Genomic DNA, 20,377 nt, shown 5'->3' with positions numbered 1-20,377 from the left:
GAAATACTGTATTCAGCGAGGCGAAGCTGGTAGAATCTTGCGCCATCAAATACGTAACCGAGTGCTGCTCATAGAGCGACGCTTATTTGCACAAATCCATTGACAAAATCAGGTTGGAAGGGCATAGTCCTCGGCCTTTGATTTGTCTCTATAGAACACATTTGGGAGTTGGACCTTGGCTAATATCAAATCAGCTAAGAAACGCGCCGTAACATCTGAGAAACGCCGTAAGCATAACGCTAGCCGCCGCTCTATGATGCGTACCTTCGTTAAGAAAGTATACGCGGCGATCGCTTCAGGCGACAAAGCTGCTGCGCAGAACGCATTCAATGAAATGCAACCAATCGTGGACCGTCAGGCTGCTAAAGGTCTGATCCACAAAAACAAAGCTGCACGTTATAAAGCAAACCTGACTGCACAGATCAACAAACTGGCTTAATCGCCGCTTGTTCATCGCTTTGTTGAAAGAACCGGCTTCTACGCCGGTTTTTTTTCGTCTGTAATTGGGCGAGGAAACAGCGCGCTAAAGTCGGCATGACAGATGCGCTGTACCGCCGGATGCTGAATCATTCGCTCAGCAAAGATGATGTGATACTCCTCTAATACCGTCTCCAGCCGCCCGACCTCTGCGATCACCTCACGCTGCCAGACATCCTGCCGGTCCAGCACCGGAGCGACAAAAATGGCGTTCTGCCCGGCCCCGAAGGCTTTCATTAATGCCGCGTCATCAAACTCGCCCAGAATCTCGACCTGCAATCCCTGACTGTTAATCCAGTTAAGAATTTTACGTCCCAGCATCGAACGGCGTCCTGGAATCAACAGCCGGCGCGTCTCCAGACAGGCGGGAAAAAGCGGCTCGGGCAGCGGCAGCGTTGACCAGAAACTGACCGGACACTCGCCAAGCTTGAGCGAAAACAGCCCCTCCTGCTGGGTCGAATCGATCGAACAGTCAGAGATAATCATATCCAGCTTGTGCTGGCTGAGCTGCTCCAGCAGCATTTCATGGGTCGACTCAAAGCAGCGCAGATGGATCTTCTCTTCGGCCACCACCGCCGTCTCCAGCACCTTGCTCACCAGTTGCTTAGACAGCGCGTCCGCCACGCCAACATCAAACAGCAGATGCGACTCTTTGCGATAGTTGACGATATCCAGCATCTCCTGGCCGAGCATGAACATCCGGTCCGCATAGCGGAACACCAGCTGCCCCAGCTCGGTCGGCACCAGCCCGCGTCCCTGCCGGCGGAACAGCTTGCCCTGCAGGCGCTCCTCGAGCGCCTTGATCTGTCCGGTGATGGTTTGCGGCGTCAGAGAGAGCGCCTCAGCGGCACCAACAATCGATCCGGTCCGGCAGACGTGCCAGAAGTAGTAGAGATGATTGTAGTTAATGTGCGACATCATTCCTCGCTACCCTCTGCTCAGCCAGCACGCTGTGCCAGACGCCGCCACAGAATCAGGTAGCCCAGCAGCGCCGAGAGAATCGATCCGATCAGAATACCCAGCTTCGCCAGGGTGATCAGTTCGGCGTTGGTGTCGCCATAAGCCAGCGAGCCGATGAAGATCGACATGGTAAAGCCGATGCCACACAACACCCCGACCGCTGCGATATCCTTGATGTGGGTATTTTCAGGCAGCCGGGCGAGGCCCATTTTTACCGCCAGCCAGCAGAACAGCGTGATACCCAGCGGCTTACCAATCAGCAGACCAGCAATGATGCCGAGCGGCAGCAGCGAGAACAGGCTGTCGAAGGAGACGCCGTCCAGCGAGACGCCGGCATTAGCGAAGGCAAACAGCGGCAGGATCAGCCAGCGCACCCACGGATGCAGCGCATGCTCCAGGTGGATTGCCGGTGAATGTCCCTCTTTCTTCGCCAGCGGGATCAGGAAGCCCACCACCACACCGGCCAGCGTGGCGTGTACGCCCGACTTAAGCACCGCGGTCCACAGCACCATGCCCACCAGCAGATAGAGGCCGGTATTACGCACGTTGAGCAGGTTCATCAGCGCCAGCACCCCAATCGCGGCGGCCGCGACACCCAGTGACGCGACTGAGAGATCGTGGGTATAGAAAAGCGCGATAATCACAATCGCCCCGAGATCGTCAATGATCGCCAGCGCCATCAGGAAGATCTTTAAGGCCGGTGGGACCCGGCTGCCTAACAGCGCCAGAATACCCAGCGCAAATGCGATATCGGTGGCGGTCGGGATCGCCCACCCGCTGCGCGTCTCAACATCAGCGCCGTTAAACAGCAGGAACAGTATTGCCGGGGCCACCATGCCGCCCAGCGCGGCAATTAAGGGGAAGACCGCCTGGTCACGTTTCGCCAGCGCACCCATCACCAGTTCGCGTTTAACCTCCAGTCCGACCATCAGGAAAAACAGCGCCATCAGCGCGTCATTAATCCACAGCAGCAGGTTTTTGCTGATATCGAGTTCGCCAAAGCGGAACTGCACCGGAATTGCCAGCAGATCGCGATAACCCTGCTGCGTTGCGCCATTATTGGCGAGGATCATCGCCAGCGCGGCGGCCAGGATCAGCACCACGCCTCCGGTAGCGTCACTATTCAGGATTTTTTTTAGTCTGATATTCACACGCAAAGTCCTTATCCAGAGATCAATCAAAGCGCTAAGAATACCGACAATGATAGCTCGAAAAAAACAGATTATTTAGCGGATATCACTCGGAAAAGACGAGTTATGGCAACAGGCAAAAAAAAGCCAGCGACGCAGCGCTGGCTTCATAGGGGGGATAAGCTTAACGGGTTAAGTCATCAAAGAATTTTTTCACGCCGTCGAAGAAGCTTTTGGAGCGCGGGCTGTTGTGTTCACCGCTCGGTCCGCCAAAGCTCTCTTCCAGTTCACGCAACAGCGCTTTCTGTTTCTCATTGAGGCTGACAGGGGTTTCCACCACCACCCGGCACAGCAGATCGCCGACCGCGCCGCCGCGTACCGACTTCACGCCGCGTCCGCGCATGCGGAACAGTTTGCCGGTCTGGGTTTCAGACGGCACTTTCAGCTTCACGCGACCATCCAGCGTTGGCACTTCAATCTCACCGCCCAGTGCCGCCATCGCAAAGTTGATCGGCACCTCACAGTAAAGGTTGTTATCTTCGCGTTCGAAGATCGGGTGTTTCTTCACCGATACCTGAACGTAGAGATCGCCGGCCGGTGCGCCCTGCTCACCCGCTTCACCTTCGCCACTCAGGCGAATGCGGTCACCGGTGTCGACCCCGGCAGGGATTTTCACTGACAGCGTTTTCGACTTCTCTACCCGGCCATGACCATGACAGGCATTGCACGGATCTTTAATCACCGAGCCGCGACCATGACAGGTCGGACAGGCTTGCTGTACGGTAAAGAAGCCCTGGCGCATCTGCACCTGGCCAGCACCGTGACAGGTCGAACAGGTCTGAGGCTGCGTGCCCGCTTTCGCGCCGCTGCCGTGGCAGACGTCACACTCTTCCAGCGTTGGAATGCGGATCTCTTTGGTCACGCCGCGTACCGCTTCTTCCAGCGACAGCTCCATGTTGTAGCGTAAATCGGCGCCACGGGCTGCGCGCTGACGGCGGCCACCACCAAAGATGTCACCGAAAACGTCGCCAAAGATATCGCTGAAATCTGCGCCGCCGCCACCAAAGCCGCCGCCGCCGAATCCACCGCCGCCCATGCCGCCCTGTTCAAAGGCTGCGTGGCCATATTGATCGTAAGCCGCCCGCTTCTGCGCGTCGGTCAGGATTTCGTAGGCTTCCTTAACCTCTTTGAATTTGGCTTCGGCCTCTTTGTCACCGGGATTACGGTCCGGGTGAAACTTCATTGCCAGGCGTTTGTAAGCCTTTTTGATTTCACGCTCGTCTGCGGATTTGGCGACGCCTAAAATCTCGTAGTAATCACTCTTCGCCATATTTATTTAGCCCTTAACATGATCGCACGGGCGTGGAGTGAACTCCTACGCCCGTGCTGGTTTCAACGGCTGTCAGGCCAACCGTCGCGCCCGGTCAGGGGCAATTATTTCTTGTTGTCTTTCACTTCTTCGAACTCAGCGTCGACAACGTCGTCATCTTTCTTCGCTGACGCATCGCCGGCATCCGCCGCACCCGCCTGAGACTGCTGTGCAGCTTCCATCAGTTTGCCGGACACTTCCATCAGCGCCTGCATTTTGGCGTCGATTTCCGCTTTATCTTCGCCTTTCAGCGCGGTTTCCAGTGCGGCCAGCGCAGCTTCGATAGGCGCTTTATCGTCCGCGGTCAGTTTGTCGCCCGCTTCATCCAGCTGCTTACGCGTGCTGTGGGCAATCTGGTCACCCTGGTTACGCGTCTGTACCAGCTCTTCGAACTTACGGTCAGATTCGGCGTTCGCTTCCGCGTCGCGCACCATTTTTTCGATCTCTTCATCGTTCAGACCAGAAGAGGCTTTAATGGTGATTTTCTGCTCTTTACCGCTGTTCTTATCTTTCGCTGACACGTGCAGGATACCGTCGGCATCGATGTCGAAGGTGACTTCGATCTGCGGCATACCGCGCGGTGCAGCCTGGATACCGTCGAGGTTGAACTGGCCCAGTGACTTGTTGTCATTGGCGCGCTTACGCTCACCCTGCAGCACGTGAATGGTCACGGCTGACTGGTTATCTTCAGCAGTTGAGAACACCTGGCTGTGCTTGGTCGGGATAGTGGTGTTCTTGCTGATCAGCGAGGTCATCACGCCACCCATGGTTTCGATACCCAGTGACAGTGGGGTAACGTCCAGCAGCAGCACGTCTTTCACGTCGCCGCCCAGAACACCACCCTGAACCGCTGCACCTACTGCAACCGCTTCATCCGGGTTGACGTCTTTACGTGGCTCTTTACCAAAGAACTCCGTTACTTTGGCCTGAACCAGTGGCATACGTGTCTGACCACCGACCAGGATAACGTCGTTGATATCAGAAACGGACAGACCCGCATCCTGCAGCGCAACTTTCAGCGGCGCGATAGAACGAGCAACCAGATCTTCTACCAGTGATTCCAGCTTCGCACGCGTCACTTTGATGTTCAGGTGCTTAGGACCGGTCGCATCAGCCGTGATGTACGGCAGGTTCACGTCGGTCTGCTGAGCAGAAGAAAGCTCGATTTTCGCTTTTTCTGCCGCTTCTTTCAGACGCTGCATCGCCAGCGGATCGTTGTGCAGATCGATACCCTGATCTTTCTTAAATTCAGCCACCAGGTAGTTGATCAGGCGGCTATCGAAGTCTTCACCACCGAGGTGAGTATCACCGTTGGTTGCCAGTACTTCGAAGGTTTTTTCGCCGTCAACTTCGTCGATCTCAATGATTGAGATATCGAAGGTACCGCCACCCAGGTCATAAACTGCGATGGTGCGGTTGCCCTGGCCTTTATCCAGACCATACGCCAGCGCCGCTGCCGTTGGTTCGTTGATGATACGCTTAACTTCCAGACCTGCGATACGGCCGGCATCTTTGGTCGCCTGACGCTGCGCATCGTTAAAGTAGGCCGGAACGGTAATCACCGCTTCAGTCACTGGCTCACCGAGGTAATCTTCGGCGGTTTTCTTCATTTTTTTCAGCACTTCAGCAGAGATCTGCGGCGGTGCCATTTTCTGACCTTTCACTTCCAGCCAGGCATCACCGTTGTCTGCATTGGTGATTTTGTACGGCATGATTTTAATGTCACGCTGCACTTCTTCGTCCTGGAAACGACGACCGATCAGACGCTTAATCGCGAACAGGGTGTTCTGCGGGTTGGTCACTGCCTGACGTTTAGCCGGTTGACCGACCAGAGTTTCGCCGTCCTGCGTGTAAGCAATAATTGAAGGCGTGGTGCGATCGCCCTCGGCATTCTCCAGCACGCGTGCTTTAGTGCCATCCATGATCGCAACACAAGAGTTGGTTGTACCCAGGTCAATACCAATAATCTTACCCATCTAAACATCTCCCACTTAAATTCGTTGCCAATTTGGGTTGTGAACCTTTTATGTGGGCGAGTTGTTTGCATTCAACCTGCCAGCACATGCTTTTTTTCCAACGTTCACAACGCTCGATGACAAGTAAATGGGGCCGCTTCGATGCGCATCAAGGGTTAAACCAAAAAAAATTTTTCAACATTGGCCCGGCTGGGATCAAAGACCGCAGGCTGGACACTGAATATGATGCGGCGCTCTGCTCACCTCCCGCAGCGGGAGTGAGACCTTTTTTATCATCAACGATCATTTTACCGCCGAGGAACTATGGCAAATTCAACACTGGCTAACCCTGCCCCACTGGGCTTAATGGGGTTTGGCATGACAACGATCCTGCTGAACCTGCACAACTCGGGCTTATTCGCCATGGATGTGGCAATTTTAGCCACCGGCATTTTTTTTGGTGGGATTGCCCAGGTGCTGGCCGGAATGCTTGAGTTCAAAAAGAACAATACCTTTGGCATGACCGCTTTTATCTCTTACGGCATGTTCTGGCTAAGCTTTGTGGCGATTCTGCTATTGCCGATCATGGGCCTGACAAAAGCCACCGACTCACGCTTCCTCGGTGCCTGGCTGGCTTTGTGGGGCTTCTTCACGCTCTTCATGTTCGTCGGGACGCTGAAGAGTGCGCGGATGCTGCAGTTTGTCTTTGCCTCGCTTACGGTGCTGTTTGCGCTGCTGGCGGTAGCGCATCTGATGCAGCTGCCGGCACTGGTGCCGTACGCTGGCTGGGTCGGTATCATCTGTGGTGCCAGTGCCTGTTATCTGGCGATGGGTGAAGTGCTGAACGAAACCTTTGCCCGTACCATTCTGCCGATTGGCGCAAAACCAGCCTGATCACTTAACACGCGGAGCCCGGCTCCGCGTGTTACCACTACGCGTGTTTCACCGCTTCATGCAGGCCAGTCTCATGGCTGATATCACGCCGCAGCCAGATCCCGGTAACCAGCCCTACCAGCGCCAGCGCCATCACATACCAGCAAGGTGCCATCGCTGAGACGTTCATCAGTAACGAAACACAAATCGGCGTCAGCCCGCCAAAGATCGCATAGGATAGATTGTAGGAAAAAGAGAGTCCGGTAAACCGCACTTCGGGCGGAAAAGCCCGCACCATCACGAACGGCACCACCCCGACTACCCCGACGCTCAGCCCGGCCAGCCCATACAGCAGGAACAGCTGCTGTGGATAGAGTGCGGTCAGGTGATAAAACTGCCAGCTGCAGAGCGCCAGCAGCAGACTGCCCACACACAGCGTACGGCTGGCACCAAAGCGGTCCGCCGCCATTCCGGCAATAATACAGCCGAAGCAGAGCATAATAGTGGCGATGCTGTTGGCCTGCAGGGTCAGCGCCGGCGCAATGCCCTGCTGCTTCTGCAGCCAGACCGGCGACATCAGGATTACCACCACAATGCAGGCCGAGAGCAGCCAGGTCAGCAGCATTGAGATCACAATCGATTTTTTATGATTCGCCAGCACGGTTTTCAGCGGCAGGGTTTCGGCCAGCGCTTTACGCTGTTGCATCTCAGTAAACACCGGCGTTTCATGCAGCCAGCGACGCAGGTACATTGCAGCCAGCCCAAACACGCCGCCGAGGAAGAACGGGATACGCCAGCCGCCATCATGAATCGCCTGCGGTGACATTGCGGTATTGATCAGCGTCGCCACTACCGAGCCCAGCAGAATACCGACCGTCAGTCCGGCCGTCAGCGTGCCGCAGGCGATGCCGATACGTTTATAGGGCACATGCTCAGCGACGAACACCCAGGCACCCGGCACTTCGCCGCCAATCGCGGCCCCCTGCAACATGCGCATCAGCAGCATCAGCAACGGCGCGGCGATACCAATTGTCTGATAAGTCGGTAATGCGCCCATCATCAGCGTCGGTAACGCCATCAGCAAAATGCTCAGGCTGAACATCTTCTTACGCCCGACCTTATCGCCAAAGTGCGCCATGATAATGCCGCCCAGCGGACGCGCCAGATAGCCTGCCGCAAAGATGCCAAAGGTCTGCAGCTGACGCAGCCATTCCGGTAGATCGGCCGGGAAAAACAGCTCGCCGATCACCGTGGCGAAGAAGACAAAAATAATGAAGTCGTAGAACTCCAGCGCGCCGCCCAGAGCGGCCAGCGCCAGCGTTTTGTAATCTTTGCCAGTCAGGCGCTGAACCGATGTCTTATTCATAATATTCCACAGGCAAAAGAAAAAGGTTGTAAAGCTGGGCTTACTATACCGTCAATCTTTTGCCACACCAGTCAGGCTGTAGCTTATGCCTGAAATGCGGAATATTTAGTTATTTATCTCACGTATCGCGCTTTTAGGCCGAAAAGCTGCTACCACGTCGGCGTGCGTTTCAACATATGGCCCTTCCAGTAACTGTAAACAATAAGGTACGGAGGCGAAGATGCCGTGCACCTTCACCTTGCCCTGTTCATCCTTTAATCCTTCCAGCGTCTCTTTGATCGACTTTGGCTGGCCAGGCAGATTAAGGATCAGTGACTGTTTACGAATTACCCCGACCTGACGCGACAGAATCGCGGTTGGCACAAACTGCAGGCTGATCTGGCGCATCTGCTCACCAAAACCGGGCATTTCACGGTCGGCGACGGCTAAGGTGGCGTCCGGCGTGACGTCACGTCGTGCCGGCCCGGTACCGCCGGTGGTCAGCACCAGATGGCAAAAACGTTCATCAACCAGTTCACAGATGGCCTGCTCAATCATCGGCTGCTCATCCGGCACCAGCCGTGATTCAATCTCAAACGGCGTACTGATGGCGCTGCTCAGCCAGCTTTCCAGCGCCGGAATACCCTGATCCTGATAAATGCCGTTGGCGGCGCGATCGGACACCGAGATCAGGCCTATGCGTAGTGTGTTCATGATTATGTTCGCTGTGATGTACCGCAGTGCGGCAGAAAAAAAGGGGAAGAACAGAAAGGATAATACAAAGCGAAAGTGACGGAAAAGGGAAACCGTGACGGACGGTGCCGTCACGGTGAGTCATTACAGCAGTTCTGCCAGCATTTTCTCAAGTTTGCCCTGATCAACGGCAAAATTGCGGATACCTTCGGCCAGTTTCGCCACCGCCATTGGGTCCTGGTTGTGCTGCCACAGGAACTCAGATTCGGTCATTTTGGCCGGACGCGCTTTCACTTCGCCGCTGTAGCTCAGTTTACGCTCCAGCGTGCCTTCGCTCTCTGCCAGCTCTTTCAGCAGCGCAGGGGAAATGGTCAGACGGTCACAGCCAGCCAGCTCGATGATCTCGCCGACGTTACGGAAGCTGGCGCCCATCACCACGGTTTCATAGCCGTGCTGCTTGTAGTAGTTGTAGATTTCAGAGACGGAAACCACGCCTGGATCTTCGTGTGCCGCGTACTCTTTCTTATCGGTGTTGGCTTTGTACCAGTCGAGGATACGGCCAACAAACGGTGAAATCAGGAACACGCCCGCTTCGGCACAGGCACGCGCCTGAGCGAAGGAGAACAGCAGCGTCAGGTTACAGTTGATGCCTTCTTTTTCCAGCTGTTCCGCCGCGCGGATACCCTGCCAGGTCGAAGCCAGTTTGATCAGGATGCGGTCGTTGCTGATGCCGGCATCGTTATACAGTTTGATCAGGCTGCGGGCTTTAGCGATGCTGCCTTCAGTGTCGTAAGAGAGACGGGCATCAACTTCAGTCGAGATGCGGCCCGGGATCAGCTTAAGAATTTCCAGACCAATGTTAACCGCCAGCTTGTCAGAAACCAGCTGCAACTGCTCTTCTTTGTTGCTGCTCTGCTCACGCGCCCAGCCGATCGCTTCATCGATCAGTTTGCGGTATTCAGGGATTTGTGCGGCGTTGAGAATCAGAGAAGGGTTGGTGGTAGCGTCTTGCGGCTGGTACAGCTTCATGGCTGCAATATCACCGGTGTCGGCTACCACGGTGGTGAGCTGACGCAGGGAAGTAAGTTTGTCCGTCATGTTCTTTTCTCTTAGTTAACTGTCAGGGTGAAAAAAGGCTGTTGCGATAATATCACGCGGCACCGGTGGCGCAAGGTCAGGGAATGCCGTTTACCCTTGCCTGCACAAATCGGTGTGATTCGTCATTCTTTACGCCTTTTTTGTTACACTGCGCGGCTATACCCACAGCCAATGTCCTGTAAAACCAGGTGTTAACCGAGGAAGCAACTATGTTGATGGTGATCTCGCCCGCCAAGACGCTGGATTATGAAAGTCCGCTGGCGACCCCACGCTTTACCCAGCCGGCCCTGTTAGAAAAGTCACAACAGCTGATTGAGATTGCGCGCGATCTGTCACCCGCCAACATCGCCTCGTTAATGGGGATCAGCGACAAACTGGCCCACCTCAACGCCGAGCGTTTCAACAGCTGGCAGCCTGATTTCACCCCGGACAACGCCCGTCAGGCAATTCTGGCCTTCAAAGGCGATGTGTATACCGGTTTACAGGCAGAGACCTTCAGCGATCAGGATTTCGACTTTGCTCAGCAGCATTTACGTATGCTGTCAGGCCTGTATGGCGTCCTGCGTCCACTCGATCTGATGCAGCCCTATCGGCTGGAGATGGGCATCCGGCTGGCCAATCCGGCGGGCAAAGATCTCTACAGCTTCTGGGGCGATTTACTGACTGAAGCGCTGAACGCGGCGCTGGCGGAACAGGGTGACGGGGTGCTGATTAACCTCGCGTCAGACGAGTACTTCAAAGCAGTTAAAGCGAAAAAGCTGCAGGCTCAGGTGATCAAGCCGGTGTTCCTCGATCAGAAGAACGGCAGTTATAAAGTGATTAGCTTCTACGCCAAGAAAGCGCGGGGATTGATGAGTCGCTATGTGATTCAGCAGCGCCTGACCCGACCGGAGCAGCTAAAGCAGTTTGATCTGGAGGGTTACCGTTTTGATGCCGCCAGCAGCAGCGAGACTGAGCTGGTATTTAAACGCGCAGAACAGTAAGCATCCGTAGCGCCTGTGGGTGCCAGCAACGGCAGCCACAGGCGGAAACGGGTTCGCACTTATTTCAGTAAAAACGCCCGCAGCGCGGCAAAATCGGCCTGCATCTGGTGTGACAGCAACGGCAATTCTGCCCGCTCGGCTAACTCTGGCGGCAGCGTCAGCGTCTGCTGCAGAATCTCTTCCACGCTCTCTCTGAATTTCGCCGGATGCGCGGTGCCAAGGAACAGGCCATACTCCCCTTCCTGCAGCTGATCGCGCAGCAGACGCCAGGCAATTGCAGCATGCGGTTCAGAGATATAGCCCATTTCGGCCAGTTCACGCATCGCGGCACGGGTGGTTTCATCTGAAACCGCTCCGTAGGCCAGATCGGTTAAGCGCCAGGTCTTACGGCGGAACAGCTCTTCGACTCGTGGCCAGTTGTTTGGCTGGCTGACATCCATCGCATTCGACAAGGTGGAGACCGTCAGATTAGGCTGCCATTCGCCGTTGCCGAGGAAGCGCGGCACCGTATCGTTGGCGTTAGTGGCGGCAATAAAGCGCTTGATCGGCAGTCCCAGCGATTTTGCCAGCAGGCCGGCGGTCAAATCACCAAAGTTGCCGCTCGGCACCGACACCACCAGCTGATTGCGCTTCTCTTGTGGCAGCTGAGCGACTGCTTCAAAGTAGTAACAGATCTGCGCCAGCAGACGGCTGATGTTGATCGAGTTTGCGGAGTTCAGGCCAATCGCCTGCTTCAGTTCGCTGTCGTCAAACGCCTGCTTCACCAGCGACTGGCAGGCATCAAAGTCGCCGTCAATGGCGATGGTTTCGATGTTGCCACCCAGGGTACAGAACAGTTTTTCCTGCAGCGGACTGATTTTGCCCTGCGGATAAAGGATCACTACCCGCACGTTTTTCATGCCATAAAAGGCGTGAGCCACCGCCGCGCCGGTATCACCGGAGGTGGCGGTTAAGATGGTGATTTGCTCATCTGAGCCGCTGACGTAAGCCAGCATCTGGGCCATAAAACGGCCACCGAAATCTTTGAACGCCAGCGTCGGACCGTGGAACAGCTCAAGGCAGGCGATATCTTCACTGACCGCTTTAACCGGTGCCGGGAAAGCAAAGGCGGCCTGGACGCGCTCGGCCAGCTGGTGAGGTGGAATTTCGTCACCAATATAGGCCGAGAGAATTTTGCTGCTGCGGCTGACAAAATCCATCTCCAGCATCGCGTCGATGTCGGTCAGTTCAAACTCTGGCAGCTCGAGCGGAAAAAACAGTCCCTGCTGCGAACCCAGACCCTGTTTCACCGCCTGGGCGAAGCTGACCTGCTCGTTGTGATCCTTAAGATTGTAGAGTTTCATGCGTTATCCCAATTGTCGTGCGCCAGCCGTGTCAAGACGGCAGATATGGACGAAGCCTTCATCATTCTGCAGATAGTGCTGGCTCAGCCAGTCAGCCATCCGCTGTGCCGTTTCCATCTGATTGCAAACGGCGAAAAGGGTCGGACCGGAGCCGGAAATACCGCAGGCCAGTGCGCCAATGTCCTGCGCAGCCTGGCGCGCTTCGGCAAAGCCGGGCAGCAGGCGGGTGCGATAAGGTTCGGCAATCACATCCTGCATAAGTTTAGCTGCCAGCTGCGGCTGGCGGGTATGGCAGGCATGAATGAAGCCCGCCAGCAGGCGACCGTGCTTGATGCAGTCCTCTTTGCGGTACTGCGCCGGCAGAATCGCTCGCGCTTCGGCAGTAGAGACTTTAATGCCAGGATAGGCCATCACCCACAGCCAGTCATCAAAGCCCGGCACCGGCTGGCTGATAATGCCATTCTCTTCCAGCATCAGCTGAATGCCGCCGAGGAAGCACGGCGCCACATTATCATAATGGACGCTGCCGGAAATCCGCCCTTCCAGCTCCCCCATCAGGCTCAGCAGCTGGCTGTCGCTGAGCGGTTTGCCGCAGAATTCATTCATCGCCATTAAGCCAGCAACCACCGAACAGGCGCTCGACCCCAGCCCGGAGCCGATCGGCATATTCTTCTCCAGCGTCATCGCCACCGGAATCTCTTTACCTACCGCCTCGCAGAACCGCTGCCAGCACTGATAAACAATATTCTCTTTGGGATCGGCCGGCAGCTTGCTGACAAAGCGGCCCGCGTTGGTCAGGGTGAAACGATCGGCCGCCTCGACCGAAACGCAGTCGCCCAGCAGTGAACCATCCACCGGCGAAACCGCCGCGCCCAGCACGTCAAAGCCGACGCTGACGTTGCCAATCGAGGCCGGTGCATAAATTTTTACCATTATTAAACTCCCAACTTCCACGACAGCGTACGCAGCAGATCAGCAAAAACACCGGCTGCCGTCACATCATTTCCTGCACCGTATCCGCGCAGTACCAGCGGAATCGGCTGATAGTAGCGGCTGTAAAATGCTAGGGCATTCTCACCGTTTTTCACTTTATACAGCGGATCGTTGCCGTCGACTGCGTCGATCTTCACTTTACAGACGCCGCCCTCTTCAATCACACCGACGTAGCGCAGCACTTTACCCTCATCGCGTGCCTGTGCCACTCGCGCGGCAAACGCATTATCCAGCTCGGGCAGGCGCTGCATAAACTGTTCGACATCCTGAATGGCGGTCAGACTGTCCGGCAGCAACGGCTCAATCTCAATGTCGCTCAGCTCCAGCTGATGACCCGCTTCACGCGCCAGAATCAGCAGCTTGCGCGCCACGTCGGTACCAGAGAGATCGTCACGCGGATCGGGCTCGGTGAAACCCATCTCCCGCGCCATGTTGGTCGCCTGCGACAGCGACACGCCCTCATCCAGCTTACCGAAGATAAACGACAGCGAGCCGGAGAGGATACCGGAGAAGCGCAGCAGCTCATCACCGGCATTCATCAGGTTCTGCAGGTTTTCGATCACCGGCAAACCCGCGCCGACGTTAGTGTCGTAGAGGAATTTACGCCGTGACTTCGCGGCCGCCGCGCGCATCTGCTGGTAGTAATTCCACGACGAGGTATTGGCCTTTTTGTTCGGCGTCACCACGTGGAAGCCCTCGCTGAGGAAATCCGCATACTGATCGGCCACCGCCTGGCTGGAGGTACAGTCGACGATCACCGGATTGAGCAGATGGTACTCTTTCACCAGTCGGGTCAGACGGCCGAGGTTGAACGGCTCTTTGGCTTCGCTCAGCGCCGCTTTCCAGTTGCTGAGATCGATGCCGTGTACGTGGGTCAACAGCGCGCGCGAGTTGGCAATGCCGCAGACCCGCAGATCGATATGTTTCTGCTTCAGCCACGTCTGCTGACGATGTAACTGATCCAGCAGCGCGCCGCCAACCCCGCCGACGCCGACGACAAACACCTCGATCACCTGATCGGTGGCGAACAGCATCTGGTGTACGACGCGTACCCCGGTGATCACCTCGTCATTGTTAACCACCACTGAGATTGAGCGCTCGGAAGAGCCCTGAGCAATCGCCACGATGTTGATGTTGGCGCGCGCCAGCGCCGAGAAGAATTTTGCCGAGATGCCGCGCAGGGTGCGCATGCCATCGCCGACCACCGAAATCACCGCCAGGTTTTCAATGATATCCAGCGGATCAAGCAGGCCATCTTTCAGTTCAAGATAGAACTCCTCTTCCAGCACCTGACGCGCCCGCGCCAGCTCATTTTGCGGCACGCAGAAGCTGATGCTGTATTCGGAAGAGGATTGGGTGATCAATACCACTGAGATGCCGGTGCGTGACATCGCGGCAAACACCCGGGCCGCCATGCCCACCATGCCTTTCATGCCAGGGCCGGAGACGTTCACCATCGCCATATTATTCAGGTTAGTGATGCCTTTGACCGGATTCTCATCCAGCTCGCCGTGGCCGCCGATCAGCGTACCGGGTGCCTGCGGATTGGCGGTATTTTTAATCAGGCAGGGGATCTGGAACTGGGCGATGGGGGCGATGGTACGCGGGTGCAGGACTTTGGCACCAAAATAAGAGAGCTCCATCGCCTCCTGGTAAGACATCGACTTCAGCAGACGCGCATCCGGCACCTGACGCGGATCGCAGGTATAGACGCCATCCACATCGGTCCAGATTTCACAGCAGTCGGCGCGCAGACAGGCTGCCAGCACCGCCGCTGAATAGTCTGAGCCGTTGCGCCCCAGCACTACCAGTTCACCACGCTCGTTACCGGCGGTGAAGCCGGCCATCAGGATCATGTTGTGCGCCGGAATCTGGCTGGCGGCGATGCGACGGGTCGATTCGGCGATATCCACGGTCGATTCGAGGTAGTGACCGACCGCCAGCAGTTTTTCTACCGGATCGATCACGCTGACGTCGTGACCCCGCGCCTGCAGCAGCGCTTCCATGATCGCAATCGAGAGTTTTTCACCACGGCAGATGATCGCCGCATTGACGCTGTCGGGACACTGCCCTAACAGGCTGATGCCATGCAGCACCTGTTTCAGTTGCGCAAACTCAAGATCAACGCGGGTTTTCAGGCGATCGTAGTCAAAGCCGGGCTGGGCGGCAGCCAGACCCGTCAGCAGCTCGCTGAAGATGCGTTCGGCATCGCTGATATTCGGCAAAGCATCCTGACCGCTGATGGTTTTTTCAATCATTGCCACCAGATGGTTAGTAATCTTTGCTGGCGCAGAGAGCACGGTTGCAACCTGTCCTTGTTGCGCATTATTTTCCAGAATGTCGGCGACGCGAAGAAACCGTTCCGCATTCGCCACCGAGGTCCCGCCGAATTTCAGCACTCGCATGTTATAAACTCTCCTGAATTTAAGCCGAAAAAAAAGCCCGCACTGTTTAGGTGCGGGCTTTTTTCTGTTTTTTCCTGTATGCGTCAGCCCGCACCGTTACCTGTGGTAATGGTGGTGGTAATAATTGTGGTGTTCAGGCTGATTTTACGCATTAGGATTTATTTTCTGTCTGTTTTTGTCTGTCCGTCTGGCTTTCAGAAGTAAAGCAAAGCGCACGTTAAGTCAACGAATTTGTCCGAAGCGCATATTTCCATCACTGCGCACAGCTGCCTGTGAAAGCGCAAAATGCTGTGCGATCGTTTGCCTTGCTAAAATTCTCTACGATCTGTTGCTATGGAATCAGCTTTTTGCCGAGGATTTATCTATAAGTTTTTTTTCTATGTCGTGCAGCAGGCGATGCAGCATCGCGCTGTCGCGCTGTTCCAGCAGGCCAATACGCTGATCGATCCAGTCGGCCATTTTCTCGTCATCACTGACTTCCAGCGTCTGCAGCAACTGGTGAAAACGCTGACGCAGCGCCTGCAGCTGTTGCCCATCGGCCACCGGTACCGCCGGTGCCGCAACCTGATTCAGCTTCGCCAGCTGGTAGCAGTAGACCATTACCGCCTGACCCAGATTCAGCGACGGATAGTCATTTGCCATCGGGATACCGGTCAGCAGATCAACCTGCTCCAGCTCCTCGTTAGTCAGCCCGCTGTCTTCGCGGCCAAACACCAGCGCCATGCTGTTTACCCACTGCCGTTTTTCCAGTAGCTGGGTTTCAACCTGTTCAGGCGTGGCGTAGTAGCGGAACTTTGCCCGGCTGCGTGCGGTGGTCGCCACGGAGAAATCAATGTCAGCTAACGCCTCGGCCAGCGTCGCGAAGGTCTGAAGGTTATCGAGAATATCACCGGCACCGTGAGCGACCCGGCGAGCAGCCGGATCCTGCCAGGCATCACTGGCGACAATCCGCAGCTGGCTAAAGCCCATGGTTTTCATGGCACGCGCCGCAGCGCCAATATTTTCAGCCCGGGCAGGCGAGACGAGAATCAGGGGGAAAAGCATGTTTATTCCATTGGTTTGCTGACATAACGCCATATTAACACGGCTGTTAATGATTAAGACGCCCACTGATAACAAGAAAACAGGATGTTAAAACTGGTTAAAATCATTGATCGGTGGCCGTTTCTGTCTCAAACATCCATTATTGACAAAGCTCGCATAAACTCTACTTAATTCAATAAGATAAAATATGATTTCCAGCCGGTTTTAGTTGGCGAATTGTCCGCCGTAAATGTAGCGAAAATGCTGCTTTTTGTGAGCTAAGCAGGCAATCTACGAGAAGTTTTTCACAAAAGTGTTAACGTGCTACAATTGCATTTGATATAAGTCAACGAAGCGTTGTTTTTATGCTTATCGGTTGTAGTTGGTGCTGTTAGGTTGCTGTTAATGCAGTTAGGATATGCGCCATTATTATTCTCTCACGGGGCATGCAATTTTCATCCTGACTGGCTGAGCTAATCCTGTTGTTGACGTTGATAGATGGCTTATCAAAATAGTATTCCATACAACGGTTCAGCACGGTCCGCCGCTCTCGATGATGAAGAACGCCATACCGCTGTACGCCCTGTTTTCAATTTGTTGGCAAATTTTAGGTAGCTAAACATGCAGACCCCGCACATTCTCATCGTTGAAGACGAACTGGTCACGCGTAATACCCTCAAAAGCATTTTTGAGGCAGAAGGTTATGTGGTGTATGAGGCGACTGATGGTGCAGAAATGCATCAGGTGCTGACCGACAATGACGTCAATCTGGTGATCATGGACATCAACCTGCCCGGTAAAAACGGCCTGTTACTGGCCCGTGAACTGCGCGAACAGGCTAACGTCGCCCTGATGTTCCTGACCGGCCGTGATAACGAAGTTGATAAAATTCTCGGTCTGGAAATTGGCGCTGATGACTACATCACTAAACCGTTTAACCCGCGTGAACTGACGATTCGTGCCCGTAACCTGCTGTCACGCACCATGAATCTGGCGCTGCCAAGCGAAGAGCGTCGTCAGGTTGAAAGCTATAAGTTCAACGGCTGGGAGCTGGATATCAACAGCCGCTCACTGATCAACCCGAACGGTGAGCACTACAAGCTGCCGCGCAGTGAATTCCGCGCCATGCTGCACTTCTGCGAGAATCCAGGCAAGATCCAGACCCGTGCAGACCTGCTGAAAAAAATGACCGGTCGCGACCTCAAGCCGCATGACCGTACCGTTGACGTCACCATCCGCCGGATCCGTAAGCATTTCGAATCGACGCCGGACACGCCAGAGATTATCGCCACCATTCATGGTGAAGGTTATCGCTTCTGCGGTGATCTGCAGGACTAACTGCTACGCCAAGAAAAAACGCCCTGACGGGCGTTTTTTTTTGCCTTAGTGCCAGGGCATAATCGGTACCGCGCTCAGCGCATTTTTAGGCGAGCCTTCCACCACTTTATCGGAGTAGGTCAGATAGACTAAGGCGTTGCGCTTTTTATCGAAGAAGCGTACAACCTGCAGCTTCTTAAAGATCAGCGAGGTGCGCTGGCGAAACACCACGTCGCCCTGCGCTTTGCCCTGCGCAATCTTGTCGCTCAACTCGACCGGACCGATCTGCTGGCAGGAGATTGCTGCATCAGAGGTATCTTCCGCCAGACCCAATCCGCCTTTAATACCGCCGGTTTTCGCCCGACTGATATAACAGGTTACATTTTTAACATCGGGGTCATCAAAGGCCTCAACGACAATCTTGTGGTCGGGCCCAAATATCTTGAACACCGTATCTACCGAGCCTATCTCCTCGGCGAGCAGCGGGCTTGAAAAGGTTAAGGCGGCAAATGCGGCGATCATAAGGCGAGATATTGTCATGGAGTTACCATTGCAAATTGAATAGATGAGACTGTAATGTACTGTCAATCGAGTTAATGACCAAACCAAAACGGGTTTAAGCCCGCACTTGATGTAGCACAATCTTCCCGAGAAAGCTGCCCACGCCTTTTGAGCATTTAGTGCTATTATTCGACGACTGCGTTTAGCTGCACCACCAGAGTATGAGGATGTTTTATGGACCAAGCCGGTATCATTCGCGATTTGCTTGTCTGGCTGGAGAGCCATCTGGATCAACCCCTTTCACTGGATAACGTTGCCCTGAAAGCCGGTTACTCTAAATGGCATTTACAAAGAATGTTCAAGGACGTCACCGGCCACGCGATAGGCGCTTATATTCGTGCGCGGCGTCTGTCAAAAGCCGCGGTCGCGCTTCGCCTGACCAGCCGTCCGATTCTGGACATCGCCCTGCAGTATCGTTTCGACTCGCAGCAGACCTTTACCCGTGCGTTTAAAAAGCAGTTTAACCAGACGCCGGCCTGGTATCGCCGCTCTTCGGAGTGGAACTCATTCGGTATTCGTCCGCCGATTCGCCTCAGCGATGAGAAGCAGCCTGAACCAACCTTCGTCACCTTGCCAGAAACGGTGCTGGTGGGGCAAACCCAGAACTATACCTGTACGCTGGAGCAGATCTCGAGTTACCGCGACGAAATGCGCATCCACTTCTGGAAGCAGTTCCTGCTGGAAACCGACACGGTGCCGCCGGTGCTGTATGGCCTGCATCAGGTGCGTGCCAGCCAGGACAAAGATGACGAGCAGGAAATTCTTTACACCACGGCGGTGCCGGCCGACAGCGCAATGAACCTGCACTCCGGTCAGAGCGTGATCCTCGAAGCGGGCGACTATGTGCAGTTCACCTACACCGGGCCACGCGTCGAGCTGCAGGAGTTTATCCTGCTGCTGTACGGCACCTGTATGCCAACGCTGGGACTGACCCGCCGTCAGGGACAGGATATTGAACGTTTCTACACCCACGGGGGCAAGAAACTCAGCGAGCCGCCAACCGAAATCCGGTGTGAATACCTGATTCCGATTCGTCGCCAGCCCGCCGGCAACTAAACGCTTCTGCCGTCATCACGACGGCAGAAGCGCTTCACCGTGGTTAGCGTTGCAGCTCATCAAGCGCAGGCGCATCCAGATGGGAAATATCCCCGGCGGTTTCCACCACCCAACCCTCTGCCAGCCAGGCGCTCTGCTGATGATCGACGCGTGAGATCGAGCAGTTGCGCAGCCGCAGGCGACGTTCCGCATGCGCTGGCAGGCCGAGGATGGTGCTGACCAGCACGCCCAGCGCCATGCCGTGGCTGACAATCAAAGGCCGGCTGCCGGCCGGCAGTTCGAGACAGGCGTTCAGCGCCTGATGCATCCGCGTCGCCATCTCAGTCATCGACTCCCCTTCCGGGATGCGTCCCCCTTCCGTGCCGTTAACCAGCGTAGCGCGCCACTGCTCTTCTTCGGCGGTTAACTCATCCAGCGGGCGCTTCTCCAGCACCCCCATGTTGAGTTCGCGCAGTCGGGGATCGAGCGTCACCACGCAATTACAGGCATCAGCGATGATCTCAGCAGTGCGGCGCGTACGCCCGAGATCGCTGGCGATGACGTGCGTAATGCCCAGATTTTTGACGCGTTCTCCCACCTGATGGGCTTGTTGCTCACCTTTTTCCGTCAGCGGACTGTCGGACTGACCCTGAATGCGGCGTTCCGCATTCCATACCGTTTCACCGTGACGAACAAGATAGACCTGTAGCATGCTTAGTTTCCGTTATACTGCGACAAAAATCGCCTTAGAGTCTCTCCCCATCAGGCGTCATTATTGCAGCCAGTCTGGACACCGACAGCGCGAAACAACCGGCGC

At 55.4% G+C, this 20,377-nt stretch carries 19 protein-coding genes and 1 other annotated feature; of the genes, 5 read left to right on the top strand and 14 right to left on the bottom strand.

Features of this window, described 5'->3' with window-relative positions; translation table 11 throughout:
• The first annotated feature begins 175 nt into the window (after nt 1-175).
• Nucleotides 176-439: a 30S ribosomal protein S20 gene (rpsT, locus tag AC6I8I_RS02935; protein WP_006117633.1), complete on the top strand. Its 264-nt coding sequence runs from the start codon at nt 176-178 to the stop codon at nt 437-439.
• Between the two features lie 38 nt (nt 440-477).
• Here the strand turns inward: rpsT and nhaR are convergent, their stop codons facing one another.
• The 4 genes from nhaR to dnaK all read right to left on the bottom strand — a co-directional run bounded on the left by nhaR (nt 478) and on the right by dnaK (nt 5,912).
• The gene (gene nhaR / locus AC6I8I_RS02930; protein WP_312055412.1) at nt 478-1,395 is read right to left on the bottom strand and encodes a transcriptional activator NhaR; all 918 of its coding nucleotides are present in this window, start codon (nt 1,393-1,395) and stop codon (nt 478-480) included.
• Nucleotides 1,396-1,415: 20 nt separating this feature from the next.
• Nucleotides 1,416-2,588 (bottom strand): Na+/H+ antiporter NhaA, encoded by a 1,173-nt coding sequence (gene nhaA / locus AC6I8I_RS02925; RefSeq protein WP_312055346.1) that lies wholly within the window; start codon nt 2,586-2,588, stop codon nt 1,416-1,418.
• 163 nt (nt 2,589-2,751) lie between these two features.
• Nucleotides 2,752-3,897, bottom strand: a complete 1,146-nt coding sequence (gene dnaJ / locus AC6I8I_RS02920) for a molecular chaperone DnaJ (protein WP_312055345.1) — start codon at nt 3,895-3,897, stop codon at nt 2,752-2,754.
• A gap of 104 nt (nt 3,898-4,001) precedes the next feature.
• A complete protein-coding gene (dnaK, locus tag AC6I8I_RS02915; RefSeq protein ID WP_031376016.1) occupies nt 4,002-5,912 on the bottom strand; it encodes a molecular chaperone DnaK in 1,911 nt (636 codons plus the stop codon).
• A gap of 303 nt (nt 5,913-6,215) precedes the next feature.
• Here dnaK and satP point away from each other — a divergent pair, with 303 nt between their 5' ends.
• Complete coding sequence (satP, locus tag AC6I8I_RS02910; protein WP_312055344.1) at nt 6,216-6,785, top strand: acetate uptake transporter; 570 nt, start codon at nt 6,216-6,218, stop codon at nt 6,783-6,785.
• A gap of 37 nt (nt 6,786-6,822) precedes the next feature.
• Here satP and AC6I8I_RS02905 read toward each other — a convergent pair whose 3' ends face one another.
• The 3 genes from AC6I8I_RS02905 to tal form a co-directional block, all read right to left on the bottom strand.
• The gene (locus tag AC6I8I_RS02905) at nt 6,823-8,130 is read right to left on the bottom strand and encodes an MFS transporter (protein ID WP_497828318.1); all 1,308 of its coding nucleotides are present in this window, start codon (nt 8,128-8,130) and stop codon (nt 6,823-6,825) included.
• Between the two features lie 105 nt (nt 8,131-8,235).
• Nucleotides 8,236-8,823 (bottom strand): molybdopterin adenylyltransferase, encoded by a 588-nt coding sequence (mog, locus tag AC6I8I_RS02900; RefSeq protein ID WP_312055342.1) that lies wholly within the window; start codon nt 8,821-8,823, stop codon nt 8,236-8,238.
• Between the two features lie 123 nt (nt 8,824-8,946).
• Nucleotides 8,947-9,900 carry a transaldolase gene (gene tal, locus AC6I8I_RS02895; RefSeq protein WP_069728450.1) on the bottom strand — a complete coding sequence of 318 codons (954 nt, stop codon included), beginning with the start codon at nt 9,898-9,900 and terminating at the stop codon, nt 8,947-8,949.
• A gap of 209 nt (nt 9,901-10,109) precedes the next feature.
• On the opposite strand from tal, the gene yaaA reads away from it, so the two are divergent.
• The gene (gene yaaA / locus AC6I8I_RS02890; RefSeq protein WP_312055341.1) at nt 10,110-10,883 is read left to right on the top strand and encodes a peroxide stress protein YaaA; all 774 of its coding nucleotides are present in this window, start codon (nt 10,110-10,112) and stop codon (nt 10,881-10,883) included.
• A 59-nt stretch (nt 10,884-10,942) separates the two neighbouring features.
• Here the strand turns inward: yaaA and thrC are convergent, their stop codons facing one another.
• From thrC to AC6I8I_RS02865, 5 genes are all read right to left on the bottom strand, one after another.
• A complete protein-coding gene (gene thrC, locus AC6I8I_RS02885; protein WP_312055340.1) occupies nt 10,943-12,226 on the bottom strand; it encodes a threonine synthase in 1,284 nt (427 codons plus the stop codon).
• Nucleotides 12,227-12,229: 3 nt separating this feature from the next.
• The gene (gene thrB / locus AC6I8I_RS02880) at nt 12,230-13,159 is read right to left on the bottom strand and encodes a homoserine kinase (protein ID WP_031376023.1); all 930 of its coding nucleotides are present in this window, start codon (nt 13,157-13,159) and stop codon (nt 12,230-12,232) included.
• A 2-nt stretch (nt 13,160-13,161) separates the two neighbouring features.
• Nucleotides 13,162-15,624 (bottom strand): bifunctional aspartate kinase/homoserine dehydrogenase I, encoded by a 2,463-nt coding sequence (gene thrA, locus AC6I8I_RS02875; protein WP_497828317.1) that lies wholly within the window; start codon nt 15,622-15,624, stop codon nt 13,162-13,164.
• A gap of 26 nt (nt 15,625-15,650) precedes the next feature.
• Nucleotides 15,651-15,769, bottom strand: a sequence feature (Thr leader region).
• Nucleotides 15,708-15,776, bottom strand: a complete 69-nt coding sequence (gene thrL, locus AC6I8I_RS02870; protein WP_071591720.1) for a thr operon leader peptide — start codon at nt 15,774-15,776, stop codon at nt 15,708-15,710. It overlaps the preceding feature by 62 nt.
• Nucleotides 15,777-15,963: 187 nt before the next feature.
• Nucleotides 15,964-16,668 carry a tRNA/rRNA methyltransferase gene (locus AC6I8I_RS02865; protein WP_312055338.1) on the bottom strand — a complete coding sequence of 235 codons (705 nt, stop codon included), beginning with the start codon at nt 16,666-16,668 and terminating at the stop codon, nt 15,964-15,966.
• A 600-nt stretch (nt 16,669-17,268) separates the two neighbouring features.
• On the opposite strand from AC6I8I_RS02865, the gene arcA reads away from it, so the two are divergent.
• Nucleotides 17,269-17,985: a two-component system response regulator ArcA gene (arcA, locus tag AC6I8I_RS02860; RefSeq protein ID WP_046289182.1), complete on the top strand. Its 717-nt coding sequence runs from the start codon at nt 17,269-17,271 to the stop codon at nt 17,983-17,985.
• Between the two features lie 45 nt (nt 17,986-18,030).
• Here the strand turns inward: arcA and creA are convergent, their stop codons facing one another.
• Nucleotides 18,031-18,504, bottom strand: a complete 474-nt coding sequence (gene creA, locus AC6I8I_RS02855) for a protein CreA (RefSeq protein ID WP_312055337.1) — start codon at nt 18,502-18,504, stop codon at nt 18,031-18,033.
• A gap of 195 nt (nt 18,505-18,699) precedes the next feature.
• Here creA and robA point away from each other — a divergent pair, with 195 nt between their 5' ends.
• A complete protein-coding gene (gene robA / locus AC6I8I_RS02850) occupies nt 18,700-19,581 on the top strand; it encodes an MDR efflux pump AcrAB transcriptional activator RobA (RefSeq protein WP_497819629.1) in 882 nt (293 codons plus the stop codon).
• Between the two features lie 43 nt (nt 19,582-19,624).
• Here the strand turns inward: robA and gpmB are convergent, their stop codons facing one another.
• The gene (gene gpmB / locus AC6I8I_RS02845) at nt 19,625-20,272 is read right to left on the bottom strand and encodes a 2,3-diphosphoglycerate-dependent phosphoglycerate mutase GpmB (protein WP_497828316.1); all 648 of its coding nucleotides are present in this window, start codon (nt 20,270-20,272) and stop codon (nt 19,625-19,627) included.
• Between the last annotated feature and the right edge of the window lie 105 nt (nt 20,273-20,377).

This window comes from Pantoea sp. X-Soil-YNGN-775 (assembly GCF_059730575.1).
This window is presented reverse-complemented; position numbering and strand designations above follow the sequence as displayed.